Origin of the sequence: Lysinibacillus sp. NPDC097287, assembly GCF_044761695.1 — a bacterium.
GTDB lineage: Bacteria > Bacillota > Bacilli > Bacillales_A > Planococcaceae > Lysinibacillus.
The window spans coordinates 84,979-95,983 of the sequence record NZ_JBIWCX010000016.1 but is presented as its reverse complement, the minus strand read 5'-3'; the positions used below and the strand labels follow the sequence as shown (position 1 = coordinate 95,983).

At 39.4% G+C, this 11,005-nt stretch carries 10 protein-coding genes; 8 read left to right on the top strand and 2 right to left on the bottom strand.

What is annotated here, in order from left to right:
• Positions 1–453: 453 nt before the first annotated feature.
• Positions 454–1,125: a LytTR family DNA-binding domain-containing protein gene (locus ACIQ2D_RS18620; protein ID WP_402866795.1), complete on the bottom strand. Its 672-nt coding sequence runs from the start codon at positions 1,123–1,125 to the stop codon at positions 454–456.
• A 213-nt stretch (positions 1,126–1,338) separates the two neighbouring features.
• On the opposite strand from ACIQ2D_RS18620, the gene aceA reads away from it, so the two are divergent.
• The 8 genes from aceA (at position 1,339) to ACIQ2D_RS18580 (ending at position 8,927) form a co-directional block, all read left to right on the top strand.
• Positions 1,339–2,622 (top strand): isocitrate lyase, encoded by a 1,284-nt coding sequence (gene aceA / locus ACIQ2D_RS18615; protein ID WP_402866793.1) that lies wholly within the window; start codon positions 1,339–1,341, stop codon positions 2,620–2,622.
• A 117-nt stretch (positions 2,623–2,739) separates the two neighbouring features.
• Complete coding sequence (gene aceB, locus ACIQ2D_RS18610) at positions 2,740–4,338, top strand: malate synthase A (protein ID WP_402866791.1); 1,599 nt, start codon at positions 2,740–2,742, stop codon at positions 4,336–4,338.
• Positions 4,339–4,605: 267 nt separating this feature from the next.
• Positions 4,606–4,743, top strand: a complete 138-nt coding sequence (locus tag ACIQ2D_RS18605) for a hypothetical protein (protein ID WP_402866789.1) — start codon at positions 4,606–4,608, stop codon at positions 4,741–4,743.
• A 101-nt stretch (positions 4,744–4,844) separates the two neighbouring features.
• Positions 4,845–5,240, top strand: a complete 396-nt coding sequence (locus ACIQ2D_RS18600; protein ID WP_402866787.1) for a GntR family transcriptional regulator — start codon at positions 4,845–4,847, stop codon at positions 5,238–5,240.
• Between the two features lie 6 nt (positions 5,241–5,246).
• Complete coding sequence (locus ACIQ2D_RS18595; protein ID WP_402866785.1) at positions 5,247–6,344, top strand: DUF1648 domain-containing protein; 1,098 nt, start codon at positions 5,247–5,249, stop codon at positions 6,342–6,344.
• 56 nt (positions 6,345–6,400) lie between these two features.
• The gene (locus tag ACIQ2D_RS18590; RefSeq protein WP_402866783.1) at positions 6,401–7,072 is read left to right on the top strand and encodes a response regulator transcription factor; all 672 of its coding nucleotides are present in this window, start codon (positions 6,401–6,403) and stop codon (positions 7,070–7,072) included.
• Positions 7,069–8,442: a sensor histidine kinase gene (locus tag ACIQ2D_RS18585; protein WP_402866781.1), complete on the top strand. Its 1,374-nt coding sequence runs from the start codon at positions 7,069–7,071 to the stop codon at positions 8,440–8,442. The genes ACIQ2D_RS18590 and ACIQ2D_RS18585 overlap by 4 nt, the downstream gene beginning before the upstream one ends.
• Before the next feature lie 80 nt (positions 8,443–8,522).
• Positions 8,523–8,927 carry a hypothetical protein gene (locus tag ACIQ2D_RS18580; protein WP_402866779.1) on the top strand — a complete coding sequence of 135 codons (405 nt, stop codon included), beginning with the start codon at positions 8,523–8,525 and terminating at the stop codon, positions 8,925–8,927.
• A 41-nt stretch (positions 8,928–8,968) separates the two neighbouring features.
• Here ACIQ2D_RS18580 and ACIQ2D_RS18575 read toward each other — a convergent pair whose 3' ends face one another.
• Complete coding sequence (locus ACIQ2D_RS18575) at positions 8,969–10,933, bottom strand: SEL1-like repeat protein (RefSeq protein ID WP_402866777.1); 1,965 nt, start codon at positions 10,931–10,933, stop codon at positions 8,969–8,971.
• Positions 10,934–11,005: the final 72 nt, after the last annotated feature.

Here is an 11,005-nt window from a genome sequence, read left to right as displayed (position 1 = left end):
CTTTAGCGCCGATGGTAGTTGGGGGCTTCCCCCTGTGAGAGTAGGACGTCGCTAGGCACATGAAAAACAGTCAACTATATGTTGGCTGTTTTTTTTATTGTTTTAAACTAATAATTGAAGAAATTATAAGTACAAAGGTGAAGTAGAGATTCAAGAATTTCAATATACGTTGAAAATGCTCTAAAGCTAGCATATAGAGATTTCAGATATTATTCTTCCAAAGAATTTGTAGAAGACTTAAATAATCTGCCAGTAGCCTTAAAATGAAAGATGGTAAATGAGTGGAGAATTGCGTTCCACTCATTTTTATTAAGAAAAATTATCAGAATGTATTCTTGAATGATGGAGAAACACTTCGATTTGCTATACAGATCTATATTCATTTAATATGTCTTGCTAGTTGTATTAGTATTTTTCAAAAGAAATATAAGGCCTGCTTTAATAGTATTATTTTTAAAACTCCAATATAGTTCGGAGATTGTTAATATATGATTGGCTTATTGGCAGCTCTGTCCCATTCTTTAGGACGACAAGGAAATTAGAAGACAAGTCCCTTTTTATTTTTTTTATGAAGTGAATGTTAATAATGTAGGATCGATGAATACGAACATAGATGTTTGGTAATCGTGTTTGTAGTTCCTTTAATGTAATTGTTGTTTTATATTGTTCACCATTTACATAAAACCACGTACGTTTTTGAAGACTCTCTATATAAGATATGTCATTGACAGGAACCGGCGTCCAGTCTTCGTTTTGTTTGCCCGTTAGAAATTGATAAGGCTCTTGTTTCGGTTTAATAAAATTTGGTGGAAGTACTACAACTAAGGCAGCAGGCTGCTTAGCAATTTCAATAGGATAGCCTATGCCATAGTAAGGTGCATCAAATAGTGAGTTATCCATAATGGCATCTGTCTTACTACGTGTTGTTAAAACCTTTTGCGCAATACTATTCTCCTTTACACTTTCCCCCACAGCAAGCTTTATCTGATGATGACCTGAAGAAAAGAAAATGTACGCATCTTTAATGGCAATGGCTATTGATGCTGTTGCTGGAATCCAATCTTCTAAAATAATTTTGTACTGTAACAGTGCTTCTTTTTCTAAATCTTTATTATTGGTTTCCATAATCCAACTCCCCTTAAAATTGAATGTATTACCATTATTCATCCTGTCTATTCTTATTTCGTCATTATTTTCCAGTGTTTTATCTAAAAATAATGAAAATTTAGAATATCTGTTATATATTAATTTACAACAAATAAACCTGTTATGGAACAGCGGCTTAGAAAAGTTTTTTAACAGAGTATATTTAACACAATTGGGAAGGTGGAAATTTAAATGTCAACACGTCAAGAAAAGATTCAAGCTTTAGAAAAACAATGGGCTGAAAACCCACGCTGGGCGGGTATTGAACGCGCTTATACTGCAGAAGAGGTAGTTAAATTACAAGGTTCTGTAGTAATTGAACAAACTTTAGCAACTAAAGGTGCAACTCGACTTTGGAATTCTTTACACACTGAAGATTTCATCAATGCACTAGGTGCTTTAACTGGTAACCAAGCGGTTCAACAAGTAAAAGCTGGATTACAAGCAATCTACCTATCAGGATGGCAAGTAGCTGCTGATGCAAACCTTTCTGGTCAAATGTACCCTGACCAATCATTATACCCAGCAAACTCTGTACCAGCTGTAGTTAAACGCATTAACCAAGCGTTACAACGTGCAGACCAAATCGATCACACTGAAGGTCGTGATGATAACTTTGACTGGTTCGCGCCAATCGTAGCGGATGCTGAAGCTGGTTTCGGTGGTCCACTTAACGTATTCGAACTTGTTAAAGGTATGATTGAAGCTGGAGCTGCTGGTGTTCACTTAGAAGACCAATTAGCTTCTGAGAAAAAATGTGGTCACTTAGGTGGTAAAGTATTACTACCAACTCAAAACGCTGTTCGTAACTTAATCGCTGCTCGTCTTGCAACAGACGTAATGGGCGTTGATACAGTATTAATTGCACGTACAGACGCTGATGCTGCTGATATGGTAACATCTGATATCGACCCACGTGATGCTGATTTCATCACTGGTGAACGTACGCCTGAAGGTTTCTACCGCACTAAACCAGGTATTGAGCAAGCAATCGCTCGCGGTCTAGCATACGCTCCATACGCGGATTTAATCTGGTGTGAAACTTCTAAGCCATCACTTGAGGAAGCTCGTCAATTCGCAGCTGCAATTCACGCTGAATTCCCAGGAAAAATGCTTGCTTACAACTGCTCACCTTCATTCAACTGGAAAGCTAACCTTTCAGAAAATGAAATCGCTGAGTACCAACGTGAACTTGGTAAGTTAGGATACAAGTTCCAATTCGTAACATTAGCTGGATTCCATGCATTAAACCACGCTATGTTCGAGCTTGCGCATGACTACAAAGATAACGGTATGGCTGCATACTCTAAATTACAACAAGCTGAATTTGCTTCAGAATCAAAAGGCTACACAGCTACTCGTCACCAACGCGAAGTTGGTACTGGTTACTTCGATGACGTATCACAAATTATCTCTGGTGGTACATCTTCTACAACAGCAATGGCTGGTTCTACTGAAACAGAACAATTCGTATAAGTCTTTAATTAGTTAGTACGTCACTTCCTAAATTCATAATCATAGATCAGTCTCCTCCGCCCCTCCTAAGCGGGGGATGACTGCACTTAAAATCACATAGGGTGGGGGATTATACTTATGGAACAAGCAACAACAGGTAAACTTAAAATTGTTGGTGAACAAAACGAGCAAACAAAAGAAGTATTAACAGCGGAAGCCCTTGAGTTTGTTCTTGCCCTGCATGAAAAGTTTGATGCGCGCCGCAGAGAACTTTTAGAAGCTCGTCAAGTACGTCAAAAACGTCTTGATGAAGGTGAGAAACTAGACTTCTTATCAGAAACAAAAGATATTCGTGAGGGAGATTGGACAATTGCGCCACTTCCTGCAGATTTACAAGACCGTCGTGTAGAAATTACAGGACCGGTTGACCGCAAAATGGTCATTAACGCATTGAACTCGGGTGCGAAAATGTTCATGGCTTGCTTTGAGGATGCATCTGCTCCGACTTGGGAGAACATGATCAGCGGTCAAATTAATATGCGTGATGCTATTAATAAGACGATTGAATTTACGCAAGAGTCGAATGGCAAAACGTATGCATTAAACGAAGAAACGGCTGTGCTTTTAGTACGTCCACGTGGTTTACATTTACTTGAGAAACATGTACTTGTAAACGGAGAGCCGATTTCTGGTAGCTTCTTTGACTTTGGTCTTTACCTTTTCCATAATGCGAAAAATGCATTAGCAAAAGGTACGGGTCCATACTTCTACTTACCGAAGCTTGAAAGTCATTTAGAGGCACGTCTGTGGAATGATGTGTTTATCTTTGCACAAGATTATATTGGTATTCCACAAGGTACGATTAAGGCGACAGTTTTAATCGAAACGATTTTAGCAGCATTTGAAATGGATGAAATTTTATATGAACTACGCGAGCATTCGGCTGGTCTGAACTGCGGACGTTGGGATTATATTTTCAGCTATATCAAGCGTCTACGCAATCAACCAGACGTAATCTTACCTGACCGTGGTCAAGTAACGATGACTGTACCATTTATGCGTGCCTATACGTCTTTATGTATTCAAACATGCCACAAACGCAATGCACCTGCGATGGGTGGTATGGCAGCGCAAATTCCGGTTAAAGGTGATGACGAAGCGAATGCTGTAGCATTTGCGAAAGTTGCTGAAGATAAGCGTCGTGAGGCAACAGATGGTCATGATGGTACTTGGGTAGCACATCCAGGCATGGTTGCAACAGCTATGGAGCAGTTTGATGCGATTATGAAAACACCAAACCAAATCGATAAAAAGCGTGAAGATGTAAATGTTTCTGCGGCAGACTTAGTTGCTGTACCAGAAGGCACAATCACGCTTGAAGGTTTACGCTTAAACTGTAGTGTTGGAGTTCAGTATATTGCTTCTTGGTTACGAGGCAATGGGGCTGCTCCGATTCATAACTTGATGGAGGATGCTGCTACGGCAGAAATCTCTCGTACACAAGTATGGCAATGGATTCGTCATCCAAAAGGCATTTTAGATGATGGCCGTGGTATCACACTAGCATTCGTGCTAGAAATCTTGGAAGAAGAACTTGTGAAAATTAAAGAGGCTGTTGGGGAACAAGCTTATAATGGTGGTCGCTACGATGAAGCTGCTGAACTGTTTAAATCTTTAATTTCGCAAGATGAGTTCGTGGAATTCTTAACACTTCCAGGCTATGAAAGATTAAACTAATTGTTTAAAATCTACTAATTTACATGTCTAACTTTCCATGATTACAGTGGACTGACCTCGAATGCAGTCCACCTTATTCCACCAATGTAACGAGCGGGGTCTGTTCCCCCGTTCCTTACTGAAAGAAATGAGCGCAGTTTTAAAAAGGGGTCTACTTATATAGCATAAGTAAGAGATATTAAAGGGGTGAAAGATGTCTTGTGAGCTCAGATGGGGAGCTTGCAGGGCATCTTTTATATTTTGTAAGAAGTATTTAGAAATACATAAATGGATAGAAAAGTATTACATAAGAAAGTGGGAATAGTGAAGCGCGTCTTATTGCGTACGGATGTGCATTACGTATGGTACTTAATTATTACTGCAGTAGCTGTTATTGGTCCAGTGGAGTTAGCAATTTTAGTTTAATAGGCAAGATACGATTCGTCATTAGGCGGCTCGTTTTTTAATATGCATTCATCCTGTTTTTTTGTTATACTCAATATATAACAAATGTGGAGCTGATAAAGATGTTGATTCAAATAGAGCCGCAATCGGATGTACCGATTTATGAGCAGGTAACGAGACAAATTATTGAAGGTATTGCAAGAGGTGAGATGAAGCCAGGTGATATGCTACCATCTGTGCGTAGTTTGGCAGCAGATCTAGGCGTCAACATGCATACGGTGAATAAAAGTTATCATGAGCTTGAAGCAAAAGGTATTTTAACGATTCGTGCCAAGTCCGGCGCGATTATTCGCTCGGCGGAGGAACGTGCACTAACACCTGAACAGTTGAAGCAAATTGAAAAAAATTTAAAGCCTGTTGTTGCAGAAGGAATGGTGCTCGGCGCAACAGCAGATCAAATTGAGCACATGATGAAAAAGGTTTTTGCTGATTTACAGGTGCTAGCTGAAGGGATGTAAAGAACGATGCTACTAGGGATTTTTACTGTTATGTACATCTTTATATTGGCTCTACAAGTTTCTATACCGTATTTAGTGCGCGAGACGATTGTTTTTGGTGTGACTGTACCTGAACAAAATGTGAAGCATCCTGAGCTTAAGAGGGTGAAAAGGTATTATACTCAAACAGTAGGAAGCATTGGTTTTATGTTAATCATCATCATGCTTGTTGCGAGTTGGACAATGGAATTTTCGGAACAGGCACAAGGGATTTTACTAATTTCCTTTTTATTTGCTATTCTTGCGGTAAGTATGGCCATGTATTGGGTGAATCATCAAAAGGTTATGAAGCTGAAAAAAAGTGAACAGTGGGGCATGAATTTAAAGCAAGTGCGTGCAGTAGATTTAACAGCACGTAATCGTGATGAAATGTTGCCTTGGCCGTTTTTTATAGCACCAATGGGTGTAACAGCATTTCTAATAGTCTTTACCTTGTTGAATTATGAACGTATGCCAGAAAATATTGCAGTACACTGGGGGCCAAGTGGGGCTGCGGATGATTGGGTAGAAAAAACATATTTCACATCAATTGCACTGCTTGCAGTAATGCTGATGATTCAATGTATGATGTGGGGAATTGTAGATTCAATAAAACGTTCAGCCATTAAATTGTCTGTCAATCATAAAGAAGAGTCCTTAGAAAGTCAGCTGAAAACACGTAAATTTGCTAGTTGGAGTGTGCTGTTACTAAGCTATAGTCTAACTGGGTTATTGTCGGTACTACAGCTAAGCAATATTTATCCGGCGATGGCTGAAGGGAAGAAACTACTACCACTGTTTATTGCCTTTTTGGTGTTAGTACTTGGCGGGACGCTTGTTTTTATGTGGAAAATGCGTGAGTGGCGACTTGATTATACAGATAGTGTGGAATCTAAGGTGACCGATGTCGATGAAGATCGTTATTGGATTGGTGGGTTAATCTATATAAATCGCGAGGACCCGTCCATCTTTGTAGAAAAGAGATTTGGTGTGGGTTGGACGATGAATTTTGCCAATCCGCGTGGCTATATTGTGATTTTCTTACCATTAGTTATATTACTGTTGATTTCCATTTTTTCATTATAAAATGAAAGGGTTACTACATAGCATAGTAACCCTTTTTTGAATGGAGGGAAAAGAAAATGAAAATTTTAGTTGTGGATGATGATGTGCATATTTTGCAATTAGTAAATATTTATTTAACACGTGAAGGCTATCAAGTTATGCAAGCAGAGAATGGAGAACGGGCATTGCAATTACTTAAAAAGGACATCCCAGATTTAGCAGTTGTAGATGTGATGATGCCGGGGATGGATGGCTTTACGTTAACTGAGATACTCAGCCAAGATTATGACATTCCAGTATTATTGCTAACTGCAAAAGGGGAGCTCGAGGATAAAGAGCGTGGCTTTTTAGCGGGCTCAGATGATTATGTTGTGAAGCCATTTGAACCCAAAGAGCTACTATTCCGTATTGCGGCTATTTTACGTAGGCTTGATAAAACCAATCAAGTGACGATGCAGGTTGGAAAGTTAACGATTGATCGAAGAAGTTTTGAGGTCATGATAGGTGAAAATACGCTGGTGTTGCCGTTAAAGGAATTTGAGCTATTAGCACTTTTAGCGTCTCGTCCGAATCAGGTATTTACACGTGCAATGATAATGGAGCAAGTATGGGGCTATGATTATGATGGAGATGAACAAACGTTAAATACACATGTGAAGCGGGTACGCGAGCGTTTGCATCGTTATGATACGGGTGTCGAAATTACGACAGTACGGGGTGTAGGCTACAAACTTGAGGTTAAGATATGATGAAAACCTTATACAGTAAATTTGTTGTTACAACAATACTAATTATGATTGGAAGCCTATGTATTGGTTTTTTATTGACAAATACGTATTATCACCAAGTGATAAAAGAGCAAAATGATGCGAAAAATGTGGGGATCGCCAAAGATATTGCTGGATATATTGAGAGGGCTGCGCCAAACGACTTAGATAGTTATTTAATGACGTTGGGTGAAATCGGTTATCAAATTTATGTGTCAACTGGCAAGGATGAGCAGTATTATGGCGGTGAATATCGCGATAAAACATTATCAAAAAGTGTTGTTCAGCATGTACTAGATGGAGAAATTTATCACGGTATGAGAGATTTTCCGAAAGAGACATTTGTAACAGGCTTTTTTGCTAATGAGCTCATTAATACGATTGGTGTACCGTTTGTGTATGAGGGAGAGCAGTATGCACTGTTCATCAGACCGGATATTCGCTTATTATTTTCAGAGGTACATACGATTTTAGGTGGACTGGTTTTAGTGATGGCGATTATTAGTTTGTTGTCGATGTTGTTATTTGCGAAGGCGTTAATTCGTCCGATTACACAGTTAACCGAGGCGACACATCAATTAGCACATGAGAGATTTGATACACCTCTTGAAATTGACCGAGCGGATGAAATCGGGCAACTTGCCAATAGCTTTAATGTAATGACGAAAAAATTGCAGGAGAATGATGTGATTCGTAAAGAATTTATTAGCAATGTTTCGCATGATTTTCAGTCACCTTTATTGAATATTCAAGGGTATGTCGATTTGCTAAAGAACCCACAGTTATCCGAGCAGGAGCGGGCGGAATACACGAGGATTATTGAGATGGAGACGAAGCGAATGTCTACATTGACGAAGCAGCTGCTCCTACTTACGTCTCTCGACCAATCGACACGCCTACTCAAACGTGAGCCGTTTAGTCTAGACGAGCAATTAAAGGATACAGTGCGCAAATATCGCTGGCAATTAGAAGAAGCGGATGTGCAGTTGTCGTATCAGTTAGCGCCTGTGACGTTTAATGGAGATGCTAGTTTATTGCAAAATGTGTGGGATAATTTACTGACGAATGCAATTAAATATAATGTAGAGGGCGGGGAGATTCGACTTCACTTGCAAGAGCAGTCATCTTATGTGGAAGTACTGATAGCAGATAGCGGTATTGGCATAACAGAGGATCAACTATTAAAGGTGTTTGATCGATTTTACCGTGCAGATGAATCGAGAACAAAGCAAGGGACAGGACTTGGGCTTGCTATCGTAAAAAAGATTGCCGAATTGCACGATGGAGAGGTGCAACTAAAGAGTACGATCGGTTTAGGTACGACGGTAGTGATTCGATTACCAAAATTTTAATGAGCAGTTCATATAAAGTTCATATTCACACTATAGACTACTAAGTAAACAGTTGAAGAAACTTAGGGGGGTACTATAGTATGGAACAAAAATGGAGTCTGCGCCTTATTCGATTAGCGGCGATTTTTGGGTTAATCGGTACGTATTTAGGATCACATATGTCGGGGTCAGGTAGTTATGAATATCGACCACTTCACGCACACATTTTACTGGTCGGGTGGTTAAGCATGTTCGCATGGGGGATTTTCTACCGAGTATTCAAAGTGAAATCACAAAAATTAGTTACTGCACATGGCTGGACAGCTATTCTAGGTGTATTAGGTTTAACGATTGGTATGTGGTTATATAATTTAAATCCATTCAATTTAAATGAAACGTTTACAATGATTTTCTTCATCGTAGGGGGAACAACATTATTAATTAGTTTTGCTTTATTTATAGTTGTGACATTTATGGTTAATCAAAAAGAAGAAGCAAAAAATTAAGTAAAACCGCGTCAGTCTAACTAGACTTTGACGCGGTTTTATTAATTTGTTTCTTCTAGGGATTTTTTTAGCCAGCGTGTAGCTTCGTTATAATCTTGTGCGACACCCTGGCCTTTTTTATAGAGCATTCCAAGTTGGTATTGTGCTTTTTTATGGTTTTGTTTGGCGGCTAGGCGATATAATTTTGCTGCTTTTGCAAAATCTTTTGGCACACCTTGCCCGTTTATATGCATTTGTGCGAGTTGGAATTGTGCCTTTGCATGCCCTTTTTCTACGGCTTGTTCAATCCATTTTGCAGCTTCGTTATAGTCTTGTTCGACGCCTTTGCCTTTGTCGTATAGATTACCGAGTTGATATTGAGCGCCAGAATGACCTTGAATGGCAGCTAGTCGATAACAACGGCGGGCTTCTTCTAAATCTTGTGCTATACCCAGTCCCTGTTCATATAAAAGTCCGAGCTGATATTCTGCATGTAAATGTGACTGGTCAGTAGCGGCACGCCACCATTTCACAGCTTTACTATAACTTTGTGGGATACCAGCTCCAGTTGCGTAAAGTAAACCAAGCTCATATTGTGCTTCTGGTAAACCTTTTGCAGCGGCTTTCTCAAAAAAAGCTAGAGCTTTTTCAGATTGTTCGAGCTGAAGTGCATATAATAGTCCAAGTTCATAACCCGCACTAATATGCCCATTGTTAGCTGCAAGTGTCAGCCATTTTTCTGCCCGTTCTTTGTTTTTTTCTTGTGCATAAAGTACGCCAAGGCAATACTGAGCGTTCGTGTGCCCTTCATGGGCGGCTAATTTAAACCATTTCATTGCTTCTTCGGTATCTTGCGGTAAGCCTTTTCCACTGTTATAAAGCATAGCTAGCTGAAATTCTGCATTCGTATGGCTTTGCAGTGCTGCAAGATGAAACCATTTCACTGCATCTTCAAATCTCTGTGTGACTCCGCGCCCCTTCAAATACATATAGCCAAGGTTGTATTGTGCACTTGCATCACCAGCAGTTGCTGCTTTTTCAAAATAGGCTATTGCTTGCTCATAGCTTTGCGGTACCCCATTACCGTTATGATAAAGGAATCCGAGGTTGTTTTGCGCACTAGTATTGCCTTGATTTGACGCGAAAATATACCATTTAGCTGCTTCTGCAAAATTAACCGGCATTCCGAGACCCTGGTTGTAAAGCACACCAAGATTATATTGTGCATCTGCATTCCCTAAGTCTGCTGCTATTTTATAGTAGTGAGCTGCTTCTTTGTAATTCTGTACAACGCCATGCCCAAGATGATACAGCACACCTAAGCTATACAAAGCATTGGCATCATTTTGAGCAGCGGATTTTTCATACCACTTTATTGCTTCAGCATAGTCTTTCTTTACTCCACGTCCATGATTATAAAGTACGCCTAAATTGTATTGCGCACTCGCATTGCCTTTTGCAGCCGCTAATTCAAACCAACTAGCTGCTCGTTCATAATCTTCAGTAGGCTGATCATCATGCAAGAGTACATTAATAGCAAAAGGTGGCATTATATCCTCAATGGAAGAATGATTTTTGGCTGCTACAGATGCTTTAAAGCTACGATCATAGCGTTTGATAAACCACTCGACAATATCGCTCACATAATCAAGTACGATTTTAGCGGCCTTTGCTTCAACAACATCATTATTCGCGCCGCTTGTCATTTTACGTACAAGATTCATCAATAAATAAATGCGACGCGGATGAATTCTTGCCATAAAGTCTTTGTTATTAAGTAACGTACGGATATTTTTTAATCTTGGCTCAGTACGCATTTCAATTTTATATAATTCAAACAAAATATCTTCTAGTACAAGACGACTTTTTTGCAAGCTGATAGCAGGTTTTGAAATTGCATATGAACTAGCTTCTTGTAGATTCTCGGCTAGGCAATTGAAGGATAATGTGTGTAATTTAATGCATTGCTCACGTAGTATTTCGTATTGAATGACGATGGTACTCACTCCTTTTCTATCGGCTATCATAGAAACCGTCTCTTTTTATCATATATCGGGATAATATAGAGAATATTGATATTTTAGAATGGGGTATCTATT

Excerpts from the sequence above, each read along its gene's own strand:
- ACIQ2D_RS18620 (WP_402866795.1), bottom strand. The coding sequence starts at position 1,125 with ATGGAAACCAATAATAAAGATTTAGAAAAAGAAGCACTGTTACAGTAC.
- aceA (WP_402866793.1), top strand. The coding sequence starts at position 1,339 with ATGTCAACACGTCAAGAAAAGATTCAAGCTTTAGAAAAACAATGGGCT.
- aceB (WP_402866791.1), top strand. The coding sequence starts at position 2,740 with ATGGAACAAGCAACAACAGGTAAACTTAAAATTGTTGGTGAACAAAAC.
- ACIQ2D_RS18605 (WP_402866789.1), top strand. The coding sequence starts at position 4,606 with ATGGATAGAAAAGTATTACATAAGAAAGTGGGAATAGTGAAGCGCGTC.
- ACIQ2D_RS18600 (WP_402866787.1), top strand. The coding sequence starts at position 4,845 with ATGTTGATTCAAATAGAGCCGCAATCGGATGTACCGATTTATGAGCAG.
- ACIQ2D_RS18595 (WP_402866785.1), top strand. The coding sequence starts at position 5,247 with ATGCTACTAGGGATTTTTACTGTTATGTACATCTTTATATTGGCTCTA.
- ACIQ2D_RS18590 (WP_402866783.1), top strand. The coding sequence starts at position 6,401 with ATGAAAATTTTAGTTGTGGATGATGATGTGCATATTTTGCAATTAGTA.
- ACIQ2D_RS18585 (WP_402866781.1), top strand. The coding sequence starts at position 7,069 with ATGATGAAAACCTTATACAGTAAATTTGTTGTTACAACAATACTAATT.
- ACIQ2D_RS18580 (WP_402866779.1), top strand. The coding sequence starts at position 8,523 with ATGGAACAAAAATGGAGTCTGCGCCTTATTCGATTAGCGGCGATTTTT.
- ACIQ2D_RS18575 (WP_402866777.1), bottom strand. The coding sequence starts at position 10,933 with ATGATAGCCGATAGAAAAGGAGTGAGTACCATCGTCATTCAATACGAA.